7 protein-coding genes are annotated in these 26,715 nt (G+C 74.9%); 1 reads left to right on the forward strand and 6 read right to left on the reverse strand.

Features of this window, described 5'->3' with window-relative positions; translation table 11 throughout:
• Nucleotides 1-11: 11 nt before the first annotated feature.
• Nucleotides 12-1,184, forward strand: a complete 1,173-nt coding sequence (locus tag ACWCPN_RS30060; RefSeq protein ID WP_451212424.1) for an MASE1 domain-containing protein — start codon at nt 12-14, stop codon at nt 1,182-1,184.
• Between the two features lie 85 nt (nt 1,185-1,269).
• On the opposite strand, the gene ACWCPN_RS30065 is transcribed toward ACWCPN_RS30060, so the two are convergent.
• The 6 genes from ACWCPN_RS30065 to ACWCPN_RS30090 all read right to left on the reverse strand — a co-directional run bounded on the left by ACWCPN_RS30065 (nt 1,270) and on the right by ACWCPN_RS30090 (nt 26,679).
• The gene (locus ACWCPN_RS30065) at nt 1,270-2,541 is read right to left on the reverse strand and encodes a valine--pyruvate transaminase (protein WP_451212427.1); all 1,272 of its coding nucleotides are present in this window, start codon (nt 2,539-2,541) and stop codon (nt 1,270-1,272) included.
• A 201-nt stretch (nt 2,542-2,742) separates the two neighbouring features.
• A complete protein-coding gene (locus tag ACWCPN_RS30070) occupies nt 2,743-4,584 on the reverse strand; it encodes a non-ribosomal peptide synthetase (protein WP_451212430.1) in 1,842 nt (613 codons plus the stop codon).
• A gap of 20 nt (nt 4,585-4,604) precedes the next feature.
• Nucleotides 4,605-7,757, reverse strand: coding sequence for a non-ribosomal peptide synthetase (locus tag ACWCPN_RS30075; protein ID WP_451212432.1), 3,153 nt, complete (start codon nt 7,755-7,757; stop codon nt 4,605-4,607).
• Nucleotides 7,754-13,351 (reverse strand): type I polyketide synthase, encoded by a 5,598-nt coding sequence (locus ACWCPN_RS30080; protein WP_451212435.1) that lies wholly within the window; start codon nt 13,349-13,351, stop codon nt 7,754-7,756. The genes ACWCPN_RS30075 and ACWCPN_RS30080 overlap by 4 nt, the downstream gene beginning before the upstream one ends.
• 93 nt (nt 13,352-13,444) lie before the next feature.
• Nucleotides 13,445-22,129: an amino acid adenylation domain-containing protein gene (locus tag ACWCPN_RS30085; protein WP_451212438.1), complete on the reverse strand. Its 8,685-nt coding sequence runs from the start codon at nt 22,127-22,129 to the stop codon at nt 13,445-13,447.
• Complete coding sequence (locus tag ACWCPN_RS30090; protein WP_451212441.1) at nt 22,126-26,679, reverse strand: type I polyketide synthase; 4,554 nt, start codon at nt 26,677-26,679, stop codon at nt 22,126-22,128. Before ACWCPN_RS30090 ends, ACWCPN_RS30085 begins: the two co-directional genes overlap by 4 nt.
• Nucleotides 26,680-26,715 lie beyond the last annotated feature (36 nt).

Consider the following 26,715-nt stretch of genomic DNA (forward strand, 5'->3'; position numbering starts at 1 on the left):
GAGGTCGCCCGATGACTGAGGCGCGGCGGGAACGGCTCCGGCGCGGTGGCTTGGCCGCCCTGGAGGTCTGCGTCCTCGCCGCGCTCTACTACGGCTCCGCCCGGCTCGGCCTGCTCCAGCAGCTGGTGCGCGGCCAGGTCACCCCCGTGTGGCCGCCGAGCGGGATCGCGGTGGCGGCGCTGCTCATGCGCGGCCCGCGTGTCTGGCCCGGCATCACGCTCGGCGCCTTCCTGGTCAACATCACGCTGGGACCGTCGGTCCCGGCCGTGCTCGCCATCACGGCCGGCAACACCCTGGCGCCCCTGTGCTCCTACGCGCTGCTGCGCCGCACCGGGTTCCGCGACGAGCTGGACCGGCTGCGGGACGCGCTGGCGCTGATCTTCCTGGGCGCGTTCACCGGGATGCTGATCAGCGCGACGGCGGGCAGCGCGGCCCTGGTGCTCTCCGGTGCGCTGGGCCCCGACCGGTTCTGGTCGACCTGGATGGTGTGGTGGACCGGTGACGCCATGGGCGTGCTGGTGGTCACCCCGGTCCTGCTGGTCCTGCGCAGGGCCCGCCTGCCGAGGGGTGTGCCCGCGGTCCGGTGGGTGGAGGCGCTGCTGCTCGCGGGGGTGGCGATCGGCGTCGGGCTCCTGGAGGCCAGTCCCACGCCACTGCTGTTCCTCGCCTTCCCGCTGCTGTTCTGGGCGGCGTTCCGCTTCCGTCTGAGCGGGGCAGCTCCCTGCGCGCTGGCCGTGTCGACCTTCGCGATCCTGGCCGCCGCGCGGAGGTCGGGTCCGTTCGCCGGGCACGACCTCGTCAGCAACATGATCACTCTGCAGGCCTTCAACGGTTCCGCCGCCCTGACGGCGCTGCTGCTCGCGGCGATCCTCGGTGAGCGGGCCCAGTCGCAGCGTGAGATCGAACTGGCCTGCCGGCAACTGGCCGACATGGTCTCCAAGATCACCAACGACGATCACCATCCCCTGCTCGCCCGTGGGCCCGGAACCACCGGCGCGGACGCCGGGAAGGCCGATGGCGGGGCCGCGACGACCGGTGTCACCGCCGGGACGGGCGACGGCGAGGCCGCGACGAAGGGCGGCGGGGCCGGTGGCGGGGCCCTGGGGGCCGGTGAGGGGGACGACGCCGGCGCCACGCGGACGGGCGGGCACCGGACGCGGCAGAGGTCGTCTCCTCATCCCTGAGAGGACGGCCTCCGACCATCGCGGGATACGGCCGGCTCGAGGAGCGGGCCGGCCCTCGGATTCCGGCGGGGCGCCGCAGGTACGGTCAGGGCGCCGTCCCGTCCCGCATCTCGCACAGCACGTCCGCGAGCCGGTGGACGCCTTCGGTGATCACTTTCTCGTTCGCACTCAGGCTCAGGCGGAAGCACCGGGTCGCATGGTCCGCGAGGCCGGGGGTGAGCCGCGGTTCCACGAAGAAGTGCCGCCCCGGCACGACGAACACGCTCCTCTCCTTGAGACGTTCGTACAGCGTGGTGTCGTCGAACCAGGGGTGATCCACCCACAGCCAGCAGAACATGCCTCCGTCCCCGGAATGCATGCGCCAGTCCACGTCCGCCGGCAGCAGTTCGTCCAGCAGTTCCGCGACGAAGCGCTTCTTCTCGCGGTAGTACGGCGTGATCGCGTCGCGGGTCGTCTCGTCGAGGCGCCCGTCGGCCAGTACCCGGGCGAGGGCGTGCTGAGCGAGCTGGGGTGCGTGGAGAACGGAGTTGGACATGAACGCCGCGAGCGGGGCCATGTACTTCGGATGGCCGATCGCGAAGCCGACGCGTTCGCCGGGCAGGCCGGCCTTCGACGCGGAGAAGCAGTTGACGACGCTGTCGTGCAGGACCGGCTCGGTGCGCACCTCCGCTATCCGGGGAAAGGGCGCGCCGTAGGCGTGGTCGACGAACAGGGGGACCTCGCGCTCGGCCGCGAGCGCCGTGAGCGCGTCCAGGTCGGGGCGGCTCAGGGCGCGCCCGGTGGGATTGCCCGGGCTCGAGATCAGCATCGTTCCGATGTCCGCGCGACGCCGCAGTGCTTCGATGTCGAGGGCGTAGCGGAAACGGTGGTCCTCCTCGCGATGGATCAGCGGGGCGACTCCGGCGATGCCGTCGTCGTTCATGCACAGTCCCTGGTAGCCGGTGTAGTCGGGCACCATCGGGAGCACGATCCGCCGCTCGCCGTGGACTCCCGGACCGGCGAAGAGGGCGGCCGCCGCGAAGCAGACCATCTGGCTGCCGGGGCCGACGACTATGTTCTCGGGGCCGAGCCGCCAGCCGTACGTCCGGTGGAAGTAGTCGGCGACGCTCTCGACCAGGGCATGGCTGCCACGGGACGGGCCGTAGCGGCAGCCGGCCTCGTCGAAGTCCTCGGCGATCGACTCCGTCAGGGCGGCCCGCCACATGTCACGCACCACGGGGATGGGAGCGGGGTTGCCGACGCTCAGGTTGAGCCACCCGTCGGCCGAGGCCCCGGCCGTGCTCGCGGCGACGTCCTCCATGATGCTGCGCAGGCCGGACAGTCCGGCCATCTTGGTGCCGCTGAGCGACAACCGCATAGTTTCTCCTCGAACAGCGAGTTGTGGCGACGGTGGATGGTCCCGTGTCACGGGGAGACCGGGGAGGTGCTCCTCACCGGGAGAGCGGCCCGTCGACGACGACCGGGGCAGCCGGCCGCCGGGCGGCGGCACGACGCGCCGGGGCGGCGCGCACCCGGGCTTCCCGTGCCGCCCCGACCAGGAAGTTCCCCGGTCGGGCGATCACTTCCCGAACTCGGTGACGGCCTCGGCGAACTCCGCGGCCCCGGACGCCTCGAAGACGAGGTACATGGGGACCTGGAGACCGGTCCTCTCCTCCAGCTCGCGCATCACGCGGACGGCCCGGAACGAGTCCCCGCCCAGCTCGAAGAAGTCGTCGAGGGGGCCGACGGCCGGAACCCCGAGCACCTTCCCCCAGACCTCCGCGACGAGGGCTTCCATGCCGGCCGGCTCGGGTCCGCGGGTACCGTCCCCGTGCCCCGCCGGGTCCGCGACCGGATCACCGCCGGAGTCGGTGCCGGCGGTCACGGGTACGGCGCCGGCCGCCCATGCGGTGAGTTCGCCGTGGTCCAGCTTGCCGTTGGGCGTGAGCGGGAAGCGCTCCAGCGGCACGATCACCGCCGGCACCAGGTGGGCGGGCAGCCAGACGGCGAGCTCGCTCCGAACCCGCTCGGCCTCGCGGGCCGATTTCTCGCCGGTGTCCAGGACGACGAAGCCGACCAGCCTCGTCGCGGCCCCCGCGCCGTCGGCCACCACCGCCGCCTGGCGCACTCCGGGGACGCGCAGCGCGGTCCCCTCGATCTCGCCCGGTTCGATGCGGAACCCGCGGATCTTGACCTGGCGGTCCACCCGGCCGAGGTACTCCAGCTCGCCCGAAGGATGGGCGCGCACGAGATCCCCGGAGCGGTACAGCCGGCCGTCGGTGCCGCCCAGGGTGTCCGCGACGAAGCGCTCGGCCGTCAGCTCGGGCCGGTCGTGATAGCCGAGCGAGACACCGACGCCGCCGATGTACAGCTCTCCGGGCTGTCCTTCCGGAACGGGCCGGCCCTGCTCGTCGAGGATCCACAAAGTGGTGTCCTCGATGGCCGAGCCGATCATGACGGTCCGCAGACCGGGGTCGCGCGGACACACCCAGGCGGTGCAGTACATGGTGCACTCGCTCGGCCCGTACAGGTTGCTGAGGGTGGCGCTGGACCGCTCGTGGAAGCGCCGGACGAGTTCCGGGCCGAGCGCCTCACCGCCGGTCAGCACCTGGCGCAGTCCGTCGACCCGATCCCCCGGGCCCAGTGCCAGGAGGAACAGCTCGAGCAGCGAGACCACCCACCAGACGGTCGTGACCTCGTGCTCCCGGATCAGCCGGGCCAGATGGCCGGGGTCACGCTGGCGGCCCGGCGCCGCGACGACGATCGGCGCACCGTGCAGCAACGGCCAGTACACCTCGACGAGGAACATGTCGAAGGTGCAGGCCGTGTGGTGCAGCACCCGGTCGTTCGCGTCGATCGGGTGGCTGTTCTGCAGGGACCGCAGCCGGGCGGTCACACCCCGATGGCTGAGGAGCGACCCCTTCGGCCGGCCGGTCGACCCGGAGGTGTAGATCACCACCGCGGGGCGGTCGGCGAGCGCGTCGGCGGGCCGGAACTCCTGCGGACCGTCCGCGTCGGCGCACTCCTCCACCGTCAGCACCCGGGTGGCGAGGTCCTCGGACAGGCCGGCGCGCAGGGCCGTGGAGGTCAGCAGCAGGCGGGGCGCGCAGTCCCGCAGCAGGAAGTCGACGCGTTCCGCCGGATTGGCGGTGTCGATCGCCACATGGGCTCCGCCGGCGAGGACCACCGCCGCGACCGCGATCACGAAGTCGGCCGACCGTTCCAGCAGGACGGCCACCCGGTCGCCGGGGCGCACACCGCGGTCGCGCAGCCGGGCCGCGATCCGCACGGCGCGGTCCCTGACCTCCCCGGCGAGAACGACGTCGTCACCGTCCAGGATGGCGATCCGCTCGGGATGAGCCTCCCAGCGGGCCAGCAGGGCGGTGTCGAGCCGGTGTTCGGCGTCGTGGGGCGTTTCCATGGTTCGGGGACCTTTCTCGTTCAGTTGCCCGCGGCGGTGATCCGGGCGATGCCTGCGGCCAGTTCGCGCACCGTCGAGTAGTCGAAGAGCAGCTCGACGTCGAAGTCCGCGTCCAGCTCCGACCGGATGCGGGCCGCGATGCGCATGGCGCGCAGCGAGTCCCCGCCGAGGTCGAAGAAGTCGTCGTCGAGGCCCACTTCGGGAAGGGCGAGCACGTCCCGGAAGATACGGGCGACCGTCTCCTCCAGCCCGCCGGGCGAAGCCTCACCGGCCGTGTCGTCCGGGCGGGCCGCGGCCGCGGCGCCGGACGGCCCGTCGGACGCCTCGTCGGAAGGCACGGTCAGGGCGAGGAGGTCGGTCTTCCCGGCGGCGGTGAGCGGGAGTTCGTCCAGCGTGACCAGGACGTCGGGAATCATGTACGAGGGCAGACGGCGCCGGAGCCGCTCGCGCAGCCGGTCGGGTGCCGCCGGAGCGGCGTGGTCGGCCGGCACGGTCCAGGCCACGAGCCGGTCGTCACGTGCGGCGACGGCGGCCGCGGCGACCTGCGGGTCCTCCAGCAGCACCTGTTCGATCTCGCCGGGCTCGATGCGGTAGCCGCGCAGTTTGAGCTGGCGGTCCATCCGGCCGAGGACCTCGACCCGGCCGTCCGGGAGGGTGCGCGCGTGGTCGCCGGTACGGAACATGCGCGAGCGTCCGCCGGTGTACGTGTCCGGTACGAAGCGCTCGGCGTTCAGTTCGGGACGGTTCCAGTAGCCTTCGGCGACGCCGTCGCCACCGATGCAGAGTTCGCCGACGCAGCCGATCGGCGGGAGGCCGCCGCGCCGGTCGAGGACGCGCAGGGTGGTGTTCGAGATCGGGCGTCCGACCGTGACCCGGGTGGTCGCGGCGTGGATCTCCTCGACGCTGGAGTACACCGTGGTCTCGGTCGGCCCGTACATGTTCCACACGGACTCGCCCCGCTCGGCCAGCGGTTCCGCGAGGTCCGGCGGGAACGGCTCGCCGCAGCTGTACAGCCGGGGCGAGCCGTCGCCCTGCCAGCCCGACTCCAGCAGCGCCCGGTAGCGCGAGGGCGTGGCCTGCAGTGCGGTGATGCCGTGACGGGTGATGTAGCCGTCCACCTCCCTGCCGCTCAGTCCGAGCGTCCGTCCCCCGACGTGGACCGTGGCCCCCACCGCGAGCGGCACCAGGAGCTCGGCCAGCGACGTGTCGAACGTGAGCGTGGTCAGCGCGAGGAAGCGGTCGTCCGGTCCGAGGCCGGGGTGCCGCAGCGCCAGGCTGTCCACCAGGTTGGCGAGGGCCCGGTGGCCGATGGCCACGCCCTTGGGCCGCCCGGTCGAACCGGACGTGTAGATGACGTAGGCCAGGCCGTCCGGCGCGGCCCCCGGCAGTGCGGCGGCCGCCTCGGGGAGGGCTGCCCACTCCTCGCTCGACAGGTCCAGCACCGTGCCGTCCCAGCCTTCGGACCGCAGGGCCGTCGCGGCGTCGGTGAGCACGAGGGCGGGGTCGGCGTCCCGCAGTATGTAGGCGGTCCGGTCGGCGGGATGCGCCGGGTCCAGCGGTACGAAAGCGGCTCCGGCGCGCGCGATGGCGAGCAGGGCGGTGACCAGGTCGGCGCCGCGGCCCAGGCAGACGCCGACGCGGTCGCCGGGGCCCGTGCCGAGGGCGGCCAGGTGCCGGGCGAGCGCCGTGGCACGGGTGTCGAGCTCCCGGTAGGTGTACGTGGTGTCGCCGGAGACGACCGCCGGGTGGTCCGGTCGGTCGGCCACCGCCCGGTCGATCAGGCCGTCGAGCAGCGCGCGCGGCGGCGTGCGGTCGACATCCGTCCCGTTCCAGCGGTCCAGGATCAGGGCGCGGGTCTCCTCCGGCACCGCGAGGAGGTCGCCGACGGGCATGTCCGGTCGGTCGGCGAGCCGTTCGAGGACGGTGGTGACGTGCTCGAGGAGCCGCTGCGCCTCGTCGTCACCGAACGCTTCCGCGTCCACGACGAGTTGGAAACCCAGATCGCCGGCGGCCCGTATGACGAGCGTGGCGGTGTAGTTGGTGCGGGTCTCGTAGCGGACGTCCGTGACGCGGAGCTCTCCCCCGGACAGAACGGACTGGGAGGCGTCCGGGTAGTTCTCGAACACGACGGCGGTGTCGAAGAGATGTACCCCGCGTTCGGTCCCGGCCCAGCGATGGACGTCGGTGAGCGGCGTGTGCTGGTGCTCCAGGACGGGGTGGCGGGAGGCCGCGTACCCGGACAGCCACTCCTCGGCGGCCAGCTCGTGGTCGATACGCGCGCGTACGGGAACGGTGTTGATGAACATGCCGATCATGGATTCGGCGCCCGCCAGCGGCGGCCGTCCGCCGACGGTGACGCCCATGACGACGTCGTCACGGCCCGAGTAGCGGGCGACGGTGCCCGCCCACGCGGCCTCCACGACGCTGCCGAGGGTGGTCGACCGGGCCGCCGCCAGATCGCGCAGCCGGGCGGTGACGTCGGTGGGCAGGGTGCCCCGCAGGGTGCGGAACTCTCCCGACGGCTTGGCCCCGGGGCGGGTTCCCGGCAGGGTGAAGACCGCGGGCTCGCGGTACCCGGCCAGGTAGTCGCTCCAGAAGGCGCGGTCGCGCTCGGGGTCCTGCCGGCGCAGCCAGGTGATGTGGTCGCGGAACGGGGGCGGCGGGGTCGGCGCGGTGCCGCCGGGGTGCGCGAGTTCGGCGGTCACCTCGGCCATCAGCAGGGCGGTTGACCAGCCGTCGAGGATCATGTGGTGGTAGGTCCACACCATCAGGTGCTCCTCGGCGCCCAGCCGCAGGGCCAGCAGCCTCATCAGCGGCGGGCGGGTCAGGTCGAACGGCTCGCCGCGGCGCCGCGCCACCTCCTTGTCGACCGCCTCGGCGCGCGCCGCCTCGTCCAGGTCCGTCAGGTCGCGGAAGTCGACGCGGACTTCCGCGCCGGGCACCACGACCTGGCGGGGGGCGCTGATGCGTTCGTGGACGAAGGCCGTGCGCAGCGCGGGATGGCGGGCGACCACGGTCCGCCAGGCGGCCGTCAGGGCCTCGAGGTCGAGGGCACCGAGGACTTTGAAAGTGGTCGTTTCGACATAGAGGCCGTGCTCCGGCGAGGTCGTGGAGTGGTAGAGCATCCCTTCCTGGGCGGGAGAGAGCGGGTAGATGTCCTCGATGTCGTTCACTGCTTGTCCTGTCCGGACCGGAACAGGTTCAGCACCTGGGCCAGGTCCTCGTTGCTGAGGTCGGCGTCCGGGAAGTCCCCCGGCGCCTCGGCGGGCCGCTCGGCGGCCGGCGGGGCCGCGTCGGGTGGGCCGTCCCTCCCAAAGTCGCCGGTGTCGGCGGCGGCGACGAGCCGGTCCGCGAGTGCGGCGGCCGTGGGGTGGGCGAAGAGGTCACCGGGTGACACGGCCAGGCCCGCGTTCCGCATCTCGGCGGCGATCTGCACGATGGCCAGGGAGTCGGCACCGAGTTCGAAGAGGTTGTCGTCGGGCCCCGCGGCGGGCAGGCCGAGCATCCGCGCCCAGACCTGCGCGATCCGCTCCGGCAGGTCGTCCGGGAGGGCGTCCTGCGGTCCCTGCCCCACGCCGGGTTCCGCGGGGGCGGCGGCCGCACGCGGAGCGCCCGCCGCGACCGCCCGGGCGCCGCGGGGGGTGACCAGGACGTGCGGCAGATGGGGGTTGGCGAGGATCACCTCGAGGGCGCGCAGACCGTCCCGGGTGGTGATGCCGTCGTTGTCCCCCGGCCTCTCCCCGGCCGGCGCGTTCTCCCCCGCGGTTGCGGGCACCGGGCGCAGCACGAAGCCCTCGACGGTCACGGCCGGACGGCCGTGAGGGTCGGTCAGCGTGACGTCGGCCACCAGGGTGTCGCCGGTCCGCGGGTCACCTGAGACCGGCACGACGCGGGCGTACCCCTCAGCGCCCAGATCCTGGTGGAGGATCAGTCTGCGGTACGCCACGGGCAGGTGTCGGCCCGTGCTCTCGGCGACGGCACCTGTGGCGGCGTCGAGCAGCGCCGGGTGCAGCGGGTGGGCCGTGACGTCGTCGTGGTGACGCTCGGGGAGCCGCAGCGACAGCAGGGCGTGGCCGTCGCCCCGGCGGGTGCGCGTGACGCACTCCCACCGCGGCCCGGTGGTCAGCGCCCCGCCCGATCCCCGGCCCGGCGGCACCGTGACGGGGGTGGTCCCCGCGCGCAGCGCGGCGAGGTCGACGCCCTCCGGCGCGGGGCCGTCGTACGGGCGGACGCGACCCTGGCCGTGCGGGCGGCCGCCGGCCGTGGAGGACCGCACCTCCCAGTCGTGGCCGCCCTCCGCGTGGGGCCTCAGCCGTACGACGACCACCGGCGGTGCGTGCTCGGTGAGCCGGACGGGGCTGGTGAAGACCGCGTCCAGCTCTACCGGCGCGGGTCCTGCGGCCCCGCCGTCGGAGCCGTTGCCCGCTTCCGTCAGCCGCCGGTGCGCGGCGACCGCCAGGTCGAGCAGCGCCGTGCCGGGGAGCACCGGCTCACCGGCCAGGCGGTGCTCGCCGGACAGCCACGCGGTGTGCGGGCCGCGGCGCAGCCGGAACTCGGTCCACCCGTCGGACGCGTCGCGCCGGGCGTCGAACAGCGCGTGGTCGAGCGGCTCGCCTCCTTCGTCCGTCCAGTCGGCGGTGCCGCTCCGCACGGCCATCCCCGTCTCGGACCAGCGGTCCCAGCCGATGGAGACGGCCGTGTCGGTGGTGTGCGCGAAGCTGTCCAGGAAGGCGTTGGCGCCGGTGTAGTCGGCCTGTCCGGCCACGCCGGTGACGGCCAGCACGGACGAGCACAGCGCCATGACCGGCCGGTCCCGCTCGGTCAGCCGGTGCAGCAGCACGGTGCCCAGCACCTTCGGTTCCAGGACCCGCGCGATGGCTTCGGGGCTCCGCAGGGCCAGCACACCGCCGCCCGGCAGGCCGGCCGCGTGCACGACGCCGGCGATCCGGCCGTAGCGTTCGCGAACCCGGTCGAGCGCCTCGCCCAGGCTCCGCTCGTCGGTGACGTCGCACTGGACGAGGCAGACCTCGGAGCCGTTCGCGGAGAGCGCCGCCAGGGTGCGGGCCAGCTCCGGGGAGCAGGTGGCGGCGGGCTTCTCGCCCTTCGGCCTGATCGCCTGCCAGGCAGGCCCGTCGGGTACCGGCCGGCGGGAGACCAGGACGAGGTGGCGGTCCGCCCGGTCGGCGAGACGGGTGGCGACGGCGGTGCCGATGCCGCCCAGGCCCCCGGTGATCAGCCAGGCCCCGAAGGGCGGTTCGGCGGGCGGCCGGGTGGCTTCGCCGAGGGCCGGGCGCGCGGCCTCGGGCACCAGCCGGACCCGGCCGCGGACGGCGACCACCGGGTCGGCCGCCCCGGCTCCGTGGACGAGCGCCACGAGTTCGGCTAGGGCCGCGTCGGCGGCCCGGGCGTGGTCGGAGGGCGTACGGGACGCGCAGTCCAGGTCGAGGACGCGCACCGCGCTGCCCGGGAGTTCCAGGGGCAGCACCCGCGCCGGTCCGACGGCGGCGGCGGCGTGCGGCGTACGGGGGCGCTGGCCACCGACGGCGAGGGCCGCGTCGCTGATCAGCAGCATGCGCGGGGGGCGGCCGGGGAACCGCTCGCTCAGCGCGTGGGCCAGCGCGGCGGGCACCGTGACGGCACGCAGCGCGCAGCGGGCCACCGCGTCGGCGGCGGCGACGTCGACGGCGGGGTCGTCGACGGCCCAGCAGGAGACGACCGCGTCCGGGTCCGTCCCGCCGGACACCAGCTCGGCCGCCAGGGCACGGAAGGCGTCCGGGTGCTCGGGGTCCAGCCGGTGGCCGTCGGCCTCGGCGCTGATCCCGCCCGGCAGCCCGGGCCCGGCGGGGCGCACCATGTGCACCCGGGCGCCGTCACGGACCAGCCTCGCGGCGATCTCGTCGGCCAGGCCCGAGGCGTCGGCGAGCAGCAGGACCGTACCGGGCCCCGTCCGGGGAACGGGGGCGGGCGGCACGGAGGGGGACCACGCCAGCACGTGCAGCCAGTCCTCGGGCCGGTCGGACGCGTCGGTCGTGGCCGAGGTGGGCGGGCTCACGGAAGCCGGCCGGCCGGTGGACGGGGCGGCGGCCGGAGCGGAGGGCTCGAACCAGTGCCGGGTCCGTTCGAACGGGTAGGCCGGCAGCGGGACGCGGCGGCGTCCGGTCCGTTCGCCCAGCGCCGTCCAGTCGATGTCGGTGCCGCGCTCCCACAGCCGGGCGACCGCGGTGAGCCGGGCGGGGGGCTCGTCCTCGCCGTCGCGGAGCCGCCCGAGTGCCGGGAGGACCAGCCGGTCCGCACCGAGGGTGCGGCGGGCGAAACCGGACAGCGCTCGGCCCGGTCCCGCCTCGACCAGCGCCGCCGTCTCCGGCAGTGCCCGCAGGGCGTCCGCGAAGCGGACCGTCTCGCGCAACTGCCGGGCCCAGTGCTCGGGCGAGGCCGCCTCCTCGGGGGTGAGCGGCCGGCCGGTCAGGGTGGAGACGACGGGGATCCCGGGGGCCTGTGCCGGTGTGGCCGCGACGAGGGCGGCGAACTCGTCGAGCAGCCCGTCGGCGTGACGGCTGTGGAAGGCGTGCCGGACGGTCAGCGGGCGGGCCGCCACACCCCGTTCGGCGAGCAGTTCCCGCAGCCGTTCGACGGTGGCCGGATCACCGGTGGCCACACAGCGGTCGGCCGCGTTGACGGCGGCGAGTTCCGGCCGGACCTCCCAGGCGGCGCCCACGTCGCCGTACGAGGTGTCGATGATGTGGCGCAGTTCGGCCTCGGGCAGCGGAACGGCGAGCATCGCTCCGGCCGGCATCCGGCTCATGAGCGCGCCTCGCCGGGCGACGAGCCGGGCGGCGTCCGGGAGGGTGAACACCCCGGCGGCGCAGGCGGCGGTGAGCTCGCCGACGCTGTGTCCGGCCAGCGCCACCGGGCGGACGCCGAGGGCCGTCCACCACTCGGTGAGGGCGTACTCGACGGCGAACAGCGCGGGTTGGGCCACCTCCGTGCGGCCGAAGGCGTCTTCGTGTCCGGGATCGAGGAGCAGTTCGCGCAGTGGGGCGTCCGTCCACGGGCGCAGGGCTTCCAGACACCGGTCGAGGGCGGCGCGGAACACCGGTTCGGCGGCGTAGGGTTCCGCGGCCATGCCCGGGGTGCCGGCCCCCTGGCCGGGATAGAGGAGCGCGACGCCGCCGAGCGCGTCACCGGCACGCACCGTGGCGGGCCCGGGCGTGGCGAGAGCCGCCGTGCGGCCGGATGCCGCCGTGACGGCACGGCGCCAGGGGTGGGCCGTGCGGCCGGTCTGCAGGGTGTGCGCCGCGTCGGCCAGTTCGGGAGCGGCCGGGCCGGCTACGGCCCTGTCCAGCCGAGCGGCCAGCCGGTCCAGCGCCTCGGGTGTGCGGGCGGACAGCGGCAGCACCTGCCATCCGCCGGCCGTGTCGGGGTCCGGTGCGCGACGGGCCGCCGGCGGGGCGTCCCGCAGGATGACGTGGGCGTTGGTGCCGCCGATGCCGAAGGAACTCACTCCGGCCGTGCGGGTGCCGTCCTCGCCGGTCCAGGGTTCGGCGGCGGTCAGCACCCGGAAACGGCTCCGGTCGAGGCCGGGCGAGGGGCTGTCGAAGTGTGCGGTGGGCAGCAGGGTGCGGTGCTGGAGCGCGAGGACCGTCTTGATCAGTCCGGCCATGCCCGCGCAGGTGTCCAGGTGGCCGACGTTCGACTTGACCGCGCCGAGAACCCGGCGGGGATCGGGGGCGTCGGCGAAGATCCGGTCGAGGGCGGCCAGTTCGATGCGGTCGCCGAGGGCCGTACCGGTGCCGTGGGCCTCCAGGCAGGAGATGTCCTCGGGGCCGACACCGGCGACGGACTGCGCGGCGCCGATGACGCGGACCTGCCCCTCCAGGCCCGGCGCGGTGAACCCGACCTTGCGGTCGCCGTCGTTGTTGACCGCCGAGCCGAGCAGGATCGCGCGTACGGTGTCGCCGTCCGCGACGGCGTCGGCGAGCCGTTTGAGGACCACGACGCCGACGCCGCTGCCGAAGACGGTGCCGCCGGCGGCGGCGTCGAACGGTCGGCAGTGGCCGTCCGGCGACAGGATGCCGCCTTCGACGTGGAGGTAGCCCAGGCCCTGGGCGACACCCGCCGACACGGCCCCGGCCACGGCCACGTCGCACTCTCCGCTGAGCAGCGCCTCGCCCGCCAGGTGAACGGCGACCAGCGCCGACGAGCAGGCGGTCTGCACACTCAGGCTGGGGCCGGTGAGGCCGAGCCGGTAGGACGTCTGGGTGGCCAGGTAGTCCTTGTCGCCCGCCGCCAGCCACTGCACGTCGGCGCGGTCGGCGAGGTCGGCGGCGTGCGGCAGCAGATGGTGGGTCAGGTACGAGTTGAAGCCGGCCGACGCGTAGACGCCGATGCCGCCGTCCACGCCCCGGGTGGGCTGGCCGGCGTCCTCGAGCGCGGAGACGACGCACTGCAGGAACTGCCGGTGCTGCGGGTCCATCAGCGCGGCGTCGCGCGGGGTGATGCCGAAGTACTCGGCGTCGAACTCGTCGATGCCGTCGAGCACTCCCCCGGCGGGCACGTACCGCGGGTCGGCCAGCCGGTCGGCCGGCACACCGAGCGCGGCCAGTTCCTCGGGGGTGCGGAAGGTGATGCTGTCCCGGCCCGCCACGAGGTTCGCCCAGAAGGCTTCGGCGTCGGGTGCGCCGGGGAACCGGCACGCGAGTCCGGTCACGGCGATGGCGTCCGGCAGGTCCGGTGCGCCTGGGGTGCTCCCCGTGCCCTGGCTGGTCATTCGGTCTGTCTCCTTAGGGGCGGTGCGTTCCGCGTTCGCGGGGTCCGGGGAGCGGGACGGGGCCGTGGCCCCGCCCCTCTCCCCGGGGTTCTCTCAGCCGGCCGACGGGCTGCCGGGTTCGCCGGGGCGGCGTGCCGCACGCCGTCGTTCGTGGTGACGGCGCCGGCCGGCGGCGGAGGCCGGGTCTCGCGGCTCCGCCGGGGCCGCGTCCGTCGTGACGGCGGTGGCCGGGGCGGGCACGGGGGCGGGGGCGGCCGGGGCGGGCACGGGGACGGGGGCGGCCGGGGCGGGCGCGGGGACGGCCGGCTCGGCGCCCTCGATCATCTCGGCGAGGCGCCGGACGGTCGGGCTGTCGAACATGGCGACGACCGACAGTTCCGTGCCGAACTCCTCGGTGATGCGTCGCTGAACGCGCACCAGGTGGATGGAGGTCGCACCGGCGTCGAAGAAGTTGGTGTCGACGTCGATCTCCTGACCGTCCATCACCTCTCGCCACAGCGCCGCGAGCCGTTGCAGGGTGGTGCCGGGAAGGCCGCCGGACGGCGCCGTCGGTGCCGTCGGTGCCGACCGCGCCGGGACCGGTGCGGCGACGGGCGCCACCGCCGGCGCGGGCAGCGCGGGGCCACCGCCCAGCCGGGTGAGCGCGTTGCGGTCCACCTTGCCGTTGGCCGACAGGGGCAGCGCGTCGATCACCCGTATGTGGCGCGGCACCATGTACGCCGGCAGGCGCCGGGTGAGTTCGTCCCGCACGCCGGCCGCCCACCGGTCCTTGTCGTCGGTGGCCGTGACCGTGCCGGCCGGGAGTCCGCCGAGCAGGGTGTGGAGCACCGTCTGGTCGCTCTCCAGGCTCAGGACCTCGTGCAGCGGTTCGGCGTACACGTCACCGATCGGACACAGGCCCACCCGGCAGTCCGCGGCCCGCTGGCGCAGCAGCTGGGCCATGGCCCCGGCCTCCAGCAGTGCGAACCGGTCGGCGAATTCGCCGTACACGGGCCTCACCGCGGCGTCGCGGGCGATCAGATGGACGGCGAACCCCGCCTGCGCGGCCAAGGGCCTGTTGGACTCCCCGTACAGCACGGGGTCCAGAGCCCGCCGGGCACCGTCCGGACCGTCCAGCGCCACCAGGGCGGGGCCGGCCGGGTCCACGTAGTAGGTGCCGGCCTCGATTCCCTCGACACCGCCGGGCGCGACGGCCAGGTACGTCTGGACGGGATAGAGACCCCCGGCCGATCCGTAGGCGTACCGGGGCACACCGTCGTCGTCCTGGCGCGCCAGGACGGTGAGCAGCGCGTACACGTCGGCGGCCGGGACGGGGCCGGTGCCGAATCCGGTGGCCGCGCCGCGTGCGTTCGACGCGGCGCGCAGTGCCGTCGTGTCCGACGGCAGTGCGAACGGCGTGATCTCGCGTCCCGACAGGTCGCCGCGCCGCCCCGGCTGGCGCAGCCGCGTCTCCAGCCTGCGTACCCGCTCGGCATCGAGGCCGGCGGTGGCGGCCGGCGCGGGACCCTCCGAACCGGCGGTGGCGGCCGGCGCGGCCGGCACGACGTACGCCGCCAGCCGGGCCGACGTGCCGGTGCCCTCGACGAGCGCGGCGGCCTCGCGGACGCCTTCGGTGCGCACGAGCGCCGCCTCGATCTCGCCCAGTTCGATGCGCATGCCGCGCACCTTCACCTGGGAGTCCTCGCGGCCCAGGAACTCCAGGTCGCCGTCCGGCATCAGCCGCGCCAGGTCGCCGGTCCGGTAGAGCCGCTCCCCGGTGACGGGGTGCGTGGGGAAGGCCCGGGCCGTGAGGTCGGGCGCGTTGCGGTAGCCCGCGGCGAGGCCGACGCCACCGATGTACAGGGCGCCGGGCACGCCGGTGGGCCGGAGCCGGAAGGCGTCGTCGAGGACGTACATCGTCTGGTTGCGCATGGGACGGCCGTAGGGGATGCTCGGCCGCTCCGGGTCGACCGTGCCGACCGGGTGCAGCACGGACCAGATGGACGCCTCGGTGGCGCCGCCCATGCTGATGACCTCGGCCTTCGGGGCGACCGACCGGATGTGGTCGGGCATGCCGACGGGAATCCAGTCTCCGCTGAGCATGACCAGCCGCAGGCTCTCCACGTCCACGGCCGGGTTGCCCACGGCCTGCGCGAGCAGCATCTCCATCAGTGCGGGCACCGAGTTCCACACCGTGACGCCGTGCTCGGCGACGAGCCGCGCCCAGCGGACCGGGTCACGTTCCTCGCCGGGGCCCGGCAGGACCAGGGCGGCGCCCGCGGCGAGCGTGCCGAAGATGTCGTACACGGAGAGGTCGAAGCCGAGGGACGACAGGGCGAACACCCGGTCCTGGGCGCCCACTTCGAACCGGTCGTTGACGTCGATGACGGTGTTCAGGGCGCCCCGGTGATCGGTCATCACGCCCTTGGGGTCGCCGGTGGACCCGGACGTGTAGATCACGTAGGCCAGGTCGTCCGGCGTGGTGGAGGGCCGCGGGTCGTGCTCGGGACCGGCGGCGCCGCCGTCCGCGACCGCCTCGTCGAAGCGGAGGACGGTGACGCCGGCCGGCGCTCCGTCCCCGGCCGGGCGGGAGGCGGGCACCAGCAGCACCACGGCTCCCGCGTGTTCGAGGGAGCGGGCGACGCGTGCCGCGGGCAGTCCGCCGTCCAGGGGCAGGTAGGCGGCTCCGGCACGCAGGACGCCGATGGCGGACGCGACCTGTTCCCAGCCGCGGTCGGCCAGGACGCCGACGAGATCGCCGGACCGCACGCCCGCCCTGTGCAGGCTGCGGGCGACCGCGAGCGATGCCCGGTCGAGTTCCCCGTAGGTGACCGTGCCGGTGCCGGACACGACCGCGACACGGTCGGGCTGCCGGCGGGCACGGTCGAGGAACGGCTCGTGCAGCAGACCGTCCGGGAGCGGCCCCGCGGTGTCGTTGAGCGCCGTGTAGCGCGCGGTCTGCCCGGGGGGCAGGACTTCGCGGTGCTCGTCGGTCCAGGCGGCGGGTTCCTGCGCGAGGGAGGTCAGCAGCGCCGTGTACGCGGCGAACATGTCGTCGAGCACCCCGGCCGGGAACAGCGCCTCGACGGCGTCCCAGGTGAGCCGCAGCCGGCCGCCGTCCTCGGCGATCTGGTGGTCGAGCCAGACCTGGGGGGTCTGGGTGATGGTGTACGCGACCCGTGCGCCCAGCCCGGCCGGCGGGGTGCCACCGGCGTCCGCGGCGCCCAGTTCGCTGGTGAAGACGACGGGCATGACGGCGTCGGCGACGCCGCGGCGGCGGGCCAGTTCGCCGGCGACCCACACACCGCTGACGAGCTGGTGGTCGAGGTCCTCCCAGAGCCGGTTCTGGATCCGGCGGGCCCGCTCCTCGAACGCGCCGGAGGCGGCGCCGTCCACCTCCAGCATGGTGAGGGCGGTGAAGTCCCCGACGAGGTCGGGCAGGTCGGGGTGGTCGCCGGCCCGGTTGAACAGGGTGAGGTTGAGCGTGAAGCGGTCCGTACCCGCCCAGGTGCCGAGCACGGTGGCGTACGCGGAGAGGGCGAGCGCCGACGGGGTGATCCGTGCGGCGGCGGCCCGCTCCTTCAGCCGGCTCCACACGTCCGCCGGCAGGTGCGCCTCACGGCGCCTGAACCGGGTTTCCGTCAGCTCTTCGGGACGCCGGACCAGCGGCAGCGGGGGCGCGGGCGGCAGGGTGTCGAGCCGGTCGCGCCAGTAGGCCAGGTCGCGTTCGCGCTCCGGGCCGCCGCGGCGCTGCCGCTCGGCCATGACGTAGTCCCGGAAGGACAGTTGGAGCGGGCTCGGCCGGAGCTCGCCGCGGTAGACGGCGAGCAGTTCGCGGAGCAGGATCTGGACGCTGCCGCCGTCGGCGATCAGGGTGTCGATGCCGAAGTGGAGCCGGGCTTCGGTGTCCCCGGTGCGGCTGGCCCGGACGTCGAACAGCGGCCACGTCTCGGAGGGCAGCACCTGGTGGGACATCGCCCGGCGGGTCGCTTCCAGACGGCTGCCGCGCCCGGCTTCGTCCAGACCGCGCAGGTCCTCCACCTCGATGCGGTAGTCGGGGACGTCCGCCAGGATGCGCTGCGCGCCGTCCTCGTCCACCACGATGCGCAGGGCGTCGTGCCGCCGCACCAGCGCATGCCACGACCGCTCGAGCCGGGGCAGGTCGACGTCGTCGACATCGAGTTCGACGTACAGGTGGCAGGAGACGTCGCCGCCCACGCTGCCGCTGCGGCCGATCCAGTAGGCGCGCTGCACGTCGGTCAGCGGGAACGGATCGTGCCGGTGCTCCTGGTCGGGGGTGAGCAGGGCCGGCGTGGAGGGCTCCGCCGGTTCCGCCTCCGCCCCGCCGGGTCCTTCCACGGCGCGGGCGAGCGCGGCGACCGTGGGCGCCTCGAACAAGGTGCGCAGCGGAAGCCGGACACCCAGCGCGCGCCGGATTCCTGCGACGACCTGGGTGGCCAGCAGGGAGTGGCCGCCGAGTTCGAAGAAGTCGTCGTGGACGCCGACGCGGTCGACCCGCAGGGCGTCGCGCCACACGGCCGCGATGAGCTCCTCGGCCGGGGTGGTCGGTGCGGTGAACTCCCCGGTGGCGCTCCTCCCCGGGCCGGGGGCGGGCAGCGCCCCGCGGTCCACCTTGCCGTTGCTGGTCAGCGGCAGCGCGTCGAGCAGGACGAAGTGGGACGGGACGAGGAACGGCGGCAGCCGGCGCGCGAGTTCGGCGCGCAGCTCGGCCGGGGTCGGCGGTTCTTCGGGGGAGGCGGGCACGAGGTAGGCGGCGAGTGCGGCGGCGGCCGTGCCGAGGCCGTGGCCCGTGACGACGCACTGGCGGACCGCCGGCAGGGCGGCGAGAGCGGCCTCGACCTCGCCCGCCTCGACCCGGAAGCCGCGGATCTTCAGCTGGTGGTCGTTGCGGGACAGGTAGTCGATCCGTCCGTCGCGGCGTACGCGGACGATGTCGCCCGTGCGGTAGAGCCGTTCCCCGGGGGCGGCCTGGTCGGGAGCGCCGGGCGGAGCGACGAACCGTCCGGCGGTGAGCTCGGGGCGGTCCAGGTATCCGGCGGTCACGCCGGCGCCGCCGATGTACAGCTCTCCCGGAACACCGACGGGGACGCGCCGTCCGTGCGGGTCGAGCACGCGGACCGTGGTGCCGGCGACGGGCCGTCCGATGGTGACCGTTCCCGCCGTCGGGTCGACGAGGTCCGTGGTGGACCACACGGTGGTCTCGGTCGGGCCGTACATGTTCCGGATCGTGCCGCGCACGTGCTTCGCGAGTCCGTGGACGAGTTCTGCGTCGAGGGGCTCGCCGCCGAGGAGCAGTTGCCGCAGTCCGCCGAGGGCGGCGGTGTCCGCCTCCTCGAGGAGCGCGCGGGCGTGCGAGGGGGTGCACTGGAGGTGGCTGACGCCGTGCGTGCGGATCAGCTCGGTGAGCGCGGTGGCCTCGCGAGGCGCGCCGACGGCGGCCGTCGCGGCCCGGCTCCTGAGGTCGGCCAGTGCGGGCAGGGCCCCGAGCGCGGCCTGCACGTCGACGCCGAAGTCGAGGAGGCAGGCGATCTCGTCCACGCCGGCCTCGGTGAGCCGGCGCACCAGGGGCAGCCGGTCCTCGACCGTGCCGATGAGCGAGCTGTCCGCCAGGTAGCGGGCGCAGGCGTGGTCGAGGAGGGCTTCCTGGTCGTCCTCGGTGAAGTCGTCGGCCGTGATGTCGACGCCCATGGCGCGGGCCAGGTTCTCGATCAGACCGACGGAGGAGCGCAGGTAGTCGCGGAACGGCTGCCAGGCGTGCGTGCGGACGTCCTGGGCGTCGCCTCCGATGAAGGTGTGCAGCATCAGGGTGACGTGGGGCTCGCCCGGGTGCCCGGCGCGCTGCCACGCCTCCCGGTACACCGCGATGCGCTCGGCGAGTTCCTCGACGCTCTGGCCGAGCAGGTGGGTCAGCAGCCGCGCACCGGCCTCGCCCGCACTGCGGCACGTCTCGGGGTTGCCCGAGGAGGTGAGCCACACCGGCAGTTCGGCCTGGACGGGGCGGGGCAGTACGCCGACCTCGACGGTCCGGTCGCGGGGGCCTTCGAAGGCCACCTGCTCGCCTCGCCACAGTCTGCGGACCTCGTCGAGCCCCTCCAGGGTGCGGGCCTGCCGGTCCTCGTAGGCGTCCTTGGCGAGGACGAAGTCGTCCATGTGCCAGCCCGAGGCGAAGGACAGCCCGACACGGCCGGCGGAGAGGTTGTCGACGACCGACCACTCCTCAGCCACCCGGACCGGGTGGTGGAGGGGCATGACGACGCTGCCGGCACGGATGCCGATGCGCCGGGTGACGGTGGCCACGGCGGCGGCGAGCACGGACGGCGCGGGGAACGAGCCGCCGAAGGCGTGGAAGTGCCGCTCCGGGAGCCATACGGCGCTGAAGCCGTGCTCGTCGCCGAAGCGGGCGCCGTCCATCAGCAGCCGGTACTGCTCCGGTCCGGTCAGGCCGGAGCCGCTGGCGAAGTAGAAGAGGCTGAAATCGGGTGTGGCCGCTGCGCCTTCGGGCCGGTCCGGCGCGGACGCGGACACGTGAGCGGTGGTGCCGCCGCCGTCCGGGGTGAGGACCACGCGGTGGCCTCGGCTGACCGTCCACAGCAGTTCGAGCACCGAGATGTCGAAGGAGACGCTGGTGACGGCGAGCCAGGTGACGTCTGCGCCGCCGGTGTCGACGACCCGGTCCATGGCGGCCAGGAACGCCGTGAGGTTGCGGTGGAGGACCACCACTCCCTTCGGCTTGCCGGTGGAGCCGGAGGTGTGGATGACGTACGCCGGTGCGCCGGGGTCGGCGGCCGGTGCGGCGTCATCGGCCGCGCCGGCGTGGTCGGCGGGCGCGTCGATGTCGACCAGGGACACGCCTTCCGGGACGATGCCGGCGGCGGCGAACGTCTCCCGGGTGGCGGTGTGGACGAGGACGGCGGTGGGCGTCGCGTCCTCGCACACGTACCGCAGTCGCTGCTGCGGGTAGTCGGGGTCGAGCGGCAGGTAGGCCGCCCCCGTCATGAGCACACTGAGCAGCGCGGCGGGGAGGTCCGCACACCGGCGGATGCCGACGCCGACCCGGTCGCCCGGCCGGACGCCCGCGGCCCGCAGTCGTGCGGCGATGTCCGCGGCACGAGCGTGGAGTTCGCGGAAGGTGAGCGAGGTGCCGGCGCAGACGACGGCCTCGGCGTCCGGGTGGTCGCCGCTGGCCGCGGCGAAGGCGGTGAGCACGTCCACGGTGCCCTCGGGCAGTGGTCCGCCGTCGCCGGACGCTTCGAGCAGGGCCTGTTCGGCGGGGGTGAGGGCCAGGAGTTCCGACAGCCGCAGGCCCGGGTCGGCCGTGGCACGGCGCAGCACCCGTTCCAGCGCGTCGGTGAGGGCGCGCGCGGTGTCCTCGTCGAACAGGTCGCGGCTGTACTCGCAGATGCCCTCGGTCACATCGCCCCGCCGGGCCAGCTCGAGGCTGAGGTCGGTGCGGCACAGTCCGTTGTCGAGGTCGGCGATCCGCACCTCGACGCCGGGCAGGGCGAGTTCACGCTCGGGGACGTTCCGGTAGCCGAACTGGACCTGGTAGAGCGGCGCGTGGCCGATGGCGCGGTCCGGGCTCAGTTCGCGCACGAGCCGTTCGAAGGGGACCTGGGCGTGCGCCAGTGCGCCCAGGGAGGCTTCCCTGACCCGGGAGAGCAGCTCCCCGAACGCGGGGTCGCCGGACAGGTCGGCCCGCAGGACCAGGCTGTTGACGAACATGCCGGTCAGGGAGGCCAGTTCCGGCCGGTCACGGCCGGCCGTCGGCACGCCGACGACGACGTCCTCCTGTCCGGAGTGCCGCATCAGGACGGCCTGCCAGGCGGCGAGGGTCACCATGAAGGGGGTGGCCCTGGCCTCCCGGGCGGCGTTCTCCACGGCCTCGCTGAGGCGGGGGTCGAGCGTGAAGCGGACGCGGCCGCCGCGGTGGGTGGGGGCCGCGGGACGCGGGCGATCGGTGGCGAGGTCGAGCAGCGGCGGGGCGTCGGCCAGGCGTTCACGCCAGTAGGTCAGTTGACCTGCCAGGTGCTCGTCGGTGAGTTCGCGGCGCTGCCAGGCGGCCCAGTCGGCGTACTGGACGGGCAGCGGCCGGTCGGTGGCCGGCGTGCCGTCGAGGCGCGCGCGGTAGCCGGCGCACAGGTCGTCCACGAGCACGGCCCTGGACCAGGCGTCGCCGACCATGTGGTGGTTGACCACGACCAGCAGGGCCCGGTCGGACGCGGACCTGATCAGCAGGGCGCGGAACAGCGGACCGTTCTCCGGGTCGAAGGGGCGCGCGGCCTCCTCCTCGGCCAGGGCCCGTTCGGAGGGCAGCAGGCCGTCCTGTCCCGGCTCCGCGGCCGGGTCGGCCTCGGGTCCGGCGTCCACGACCCGCAGGACGGTGTCCGGCGTGGGCAGCACACGCTGCACCGGGGTGCCGTCCGCGGGGTCGACGACGGTGCGCAGGGCCTGGTGGCGGTCGACGAGTCCGGTGAGCGCCGCGTCGAGCGCGTCGAGGTCGAGCCGGCCGGTGAGGAGCAGCGCCACGTACTCGTTGTGGACGCCGAGACCCGGCGTGAGCTGGTCCAGGAACCACAGCCGCTCCTGCCCGAAGGAGAGCGGGGCAGGGCCCTCCACGGGACGGATCGGTTCCGCAGCGGTGGCGCCGGCGGCCGTGCCGGGGGTGGCGGGTGCCGGGGCCGCGTCGGCGGCACGGCCTCGGAGGCGGGCCTCGAAAGCGGCCCGCCGTTCAGGGGTGAGCCGGGCGAGACGCTCTTCCCGGTCGGTGGGCTTGGTCACTGGTTCTCCAGTTCGGCGAGGATCTGTTCCTCGATCAGCTCGGCGAGGTCGGCGACGGTGCCGCCGTCGAAGAACGCCCGGGCGGGTACGTCGATTTCGAACTCGGCCCGCAGCCGGGCCACGATCTGCGCGGCGAGGAGGGAGTGTCCGCCCAGCCCGAGGAAGTCGTCGTGGACGCCGACCCGGTCGATGCCGAGCATCTCGCCGTAGATCTCGGCGAGCCTCTCCTCCGTCGGGGTGCGCGGTGCCACGTAGGCGGTGGCCAGGTCGGGGCGGGGCAGGGCCACGGCCGCGGGCCGTACCGCGGCGGGTTCGTCCGCGAGCCGGAGGGTTCCGTCCGTGACGGAGGCCGAGGAGCGGGCCACCACCACCCGGCCGGCGGGCGCGTCCAGCAGGGCCGCGAAGGCGCGCGCGCCCTGCTCGGGCGTGAGGGCCCCGGCGAGCATGCGCTCCTGGAACGCCTGGAGGTCGGCGGGCACTTCGGCCTCGCTGGCCATCCCGACCTCGGCCCACATGTCCCAGTCGACGGCGACGGCGTGCCGGACCCCGTGGGCCGCCTCGGCCTCCGCCGCCGCGGCGAGGTAGGCGTTGGCCGCCGCGTAGTCCGCCTGACCGTAGGTGGGTACGACGGTGGCGAGCGAGGAGCAGACGAGGAGGACCCGCGCCTCGTCGGGGCGCAGGGCGGCGAGAAGGTTCCGCGTGCCCGTCACCTTGGGGCCGAACACGGCGCGCGCGTCCTGGTCGTCGCGCAGGGCGACGGAGCCGCCACCGGGCACACCGGCCGCGTGCACGACGCCGTCGATGGTGCCGAAGGCGGCGCGGACCTCGTCCAGGGCGGTGCTCAGGGAACCGGCGTCGGTGACGTCGGCCCGCAGCGCGAGGACCTCGGTCCCGGACGCGCGCAGTTCGCGCAGCAGTGCGGCGGCCGGTCCGCCGTCGTCGCCGTCGGGGGTGTGCCGGCTCAGCAGGGCCAGCCGGGTGCCGGGGAAGCGTGCCAGGCGGGTGGCGAGGGTCCGGCCGATACCGCCGAGGCCTCCGGTGATGACCCAGGTGCCGGCCGCCGGGAGGCGGGTGGCGGTGTCGGGGCCGGGACGCTCGACGGCCTCGACGGCACGGGTGAGCAGGTCACCGCCGCGCAGGGCGAGGAGCCGGGCGGGCGCGGCCAGCACGGCGTTCAGCACGGCTTCGGCGCAGGACGCGTCCAGCGCGTCCCCGGCCGCCAGGTCGACCTGGGAGCAGCGCAGGTTGGCGTACTCCTCCGGGAGGACCTGGACGGGGCCGCTGAGCATCGCGGCCGCGGGATCGGGGCGTTCCCCCGCGGTGGTGCGGAACGCGCCGCGGGTAAGGACGCCGAGGCGCACCTCGTTGACGACGCTCTCGTCGGCCATGGCGCGGGCGAGTCGCACGAGCCCGAAGTAGCAGGCGGTCTCGTCGGGGCCGGCGGCCGCGGTGCCCTGACCGGTGCTCAGGCCCCAGGCGTAGAGCACCGCGGTGGGGGTGCGCACCAGTGCCCGCAGGTCGGCGAAGAGCTTGCTGTACTGGGCCGGGTCGGCCGGATCGAGTTCGTAGACGCCGCGCCGGACGCGTCGGTACCCGGTGCCGGGCTGCACGACCGTGACGATCTGTCCGCGTGCGGTGAGCAGGTCCACGACGGGCTGGGCCGCGCCGTCCGGGTCCATCAGGACGAGCCAGGTCCGGCGCCGGCCGGTGAGCCGCTCGGCGGTCTCGCCGGCGGCGTCCGCGCGACGCCAGACATGGGTGGCGTGCACGGCCTCGGCCGCCTCCCGCGGTGCGAGGCCCGCGGCCTCGGAAGCGGGTGCGGCGGGCAGGGCCTCGGTGAGGGGTTCGATCCAGTGGTGCCGGCGCTCGAAGGGGTAGCCGGGCAGACCGGTCACCCGTGCGCCGGGAGCCGCGGGCTCCCACTCGACGCGGGCGCCGTGGGCCCACAGCCCGGCCAGGGACAGGGCCGCGCCGGCGGGCTCGTCCTCGGGGCCGCGGCGGCTCCGGGAGGGCAGCGGCGGCGGGGCGAGCCGCGTCTCGCCGGCGCCGGAACGGACCGAGCGCACCAGGTCGGTGAGGACGCTGCCGGGGCCGTTCTCCACCAGGACGAGACCGTCGTCCAGCGCGGCCAGGGTGTCGAGACCCCGGTCGAAGCGGACCGGCTCGCGCATCTGGCGGGCCCAGTAGGCGGGGTCGGTGGCCAGTTCCGCGGTGATCCACTCACCGGTCACGCCGGAGACGAACGGCACTGCGGGCTCATGGCGTGCGGTGCCCGCGACCTCCTCGGCGAAGCGCGCGGCGGACTCCTCGCACAGGGCGCTGTGGAACGCCCGGTCGACCGGCAGCCGCAGCGGGCGCACACCGCGCCCTTCGAGGTCGGTGTGGGCCCGGTCGACCGCGTCGAGCGGGCCCGACAGCACGGTCGCCGCCGAGCCGTTGACCGCGGCGAGGTCGAGCCCGTACCGGGCGGCCGCCTCGGTGGCGCCGGCCTCTGCGAGCGGCACCGCGAGCATGGCCCCGGCCGCCGTGTCCTCCATGAGCCGACCGCGCACCGCGGCCAGCCGCAGGGCATCGGGCAGCTCGAAGACGCCGGACAGGGCGGCGGCGGTGAACTCGCCGAGGCTGTGTCCGAGCAGGGCCGTCGGGCGTACACCCCAGTGTCGCCACAGGCGGGCGAGCGCGTGCCCGATGGCGACGACGGCGGGCTGCAGCAGGGACGTACGCCGCAGTTCCTCCTGGTCCCCGGAGCGCAGCAGGGCGGTCAGGTCCTGTCCGAGGTGCGGCCGGAGGATGTCGGCGCACTCGTCCAGCGCGGCCCGGAAGACCGGGTGCGCGTCGTACAGGCCCGTCGCCATACCCGGCAGCTGGGTGCCCTGGCCGGGCAGCAGGAACGCCACGGGCGCGTCGACGCGGTCGGTGCGGGTGCGCACGGAGTCGCGGCGCCCGCCGGTGCGCAGCGCGGTGACGGCTTCGGCGGTGTCGCGGGCGAGGACGACCCTGCGGTGGTCCAGGCGGCGCCGTCCCGCGCGCAGGGTGCGGGCGACGTCCGCGAGCGGCACGTCCGGATGCGCCTCGAGATGTGCGGCGAGCCGCTCGGCGGCGGCGTCCAGGGCGGTCGAGGTACGGGCCGACAACGGCAGCGCGACCGGGAGGGCGGCGCTCTCCGGCGTGCCGTGCCCGTCGCCGGGCCGGCCGGCGGGGTGCGGCGCGGCCTCCAGCACGACGTGGGCGTTGGTGCCGCCGATGCCGAACGCGCTGACGGCCGCGCGGCGGGGGCCGTCGCCGGCCGGCCACGCGGTGGGGCGGTCGGGCACGAAGAACGGTGTGGAGGTGAGGGCGGGGGCCGGGGCGTCGCCGTCGGCGTGCAGGGTGGCGGGGATCCGGCCGTGGCGCAGGGCCTGGACGGCGCTGATGAAGCCGGTGATGCCGGCCGCGGTGTCCAGATGGCCGACGCGGGACTTCACCGAGCCGAGCGCGCACCAGGGAGTCGCGTCCGTGCCGGGGTCGGCGGCCCGGTAGGCGGTGGTGAGCGCCTCGACCTCGATCGGGTCGCCGAGCGCCGTGCCCGTGCCGTGGCCCTCCACGTAACCGATGGAGCGCGGTGACACGTTGGCGACGGACAGCGCCTCGCGGATCACGGCCACCTGGCCGGCGACGCCGGGAGCGGTGTAACCCGCCTTCGCGGCACCGTCGTTGTTGACGGCCGAGCCGAGGATCACCGCGTGGACGCGGTCGCCGTCGGCGAGGGCGTCGGACAGCCGCTTGAGCACGACGACACCCGCGCCGTTACCGAACACCGTGCCGTTGGCGCCGGCGCCGTAGGGGCGGCAGTGGCCGTCGGCCGACTCGATGCCCCCGTCGACGGGCAGGTAGCCGGAGCGGTGCGGCACGGTGACGGTGACACCGCCCGCGAGGGCGAGATCGCACTCCTGCGTGAGCAGGCTCTGCGCGGCCATGTGCACCGCGACGAGGGAGGTCGAGCAGGCGGTCTGGACGCTGACGGCCGGTCCACGCAGGTTCAGCTTGTACGCGGCGCGACTGGCCAGTTGGTCGGGCTGGTTTCCCTGGAAGAGCAGGGGGACGCCCAGCTTGGCGCGCAGATCGGTGCGGGGCAGCAGATTGTGGATCAGATACGTGCTCAGCAGGGACCCGGCGTAGACCGCGACGGGCCCCGGGGCCCGGTCCGGGTCGCAGCCGGCATCCTCCAGCGCCGCCCACGCGCATTCGAGGAAGATCCGCTGCTGGGGATCGATGACCGAGGCCTCCAGGGCGTTGTAGCCGAAGAGGTGGGAGTCGAAACCGGCGATGTCCGGCAGGACGCCCTTGGCGGCCACGTAGCCGGGGGCCGCCGCGTCGGCCTCGGAGACACCGGATGCGCGCAGTTCCTCCGCGGTGAACCGGGAGATCGCCTCGGTCCCGGTCTCCAGCAGGTCCCACAGTTCGTCGGGCGACTCCGCTCCGGGAAACCGCCCCGCCATGCCGACGACGGCGATCCGGCCGTCGGTGTCGACCCGGTCGTCCCAATCCGGCTGACCCGGCTGTGCGTTCAAGATGTTCTCCGTTGGTGGCTCGGTGCGGCCCTGCGT

The organism is Streptomyces sp. NPDC002386 (genome assembly GCF_053593175.1).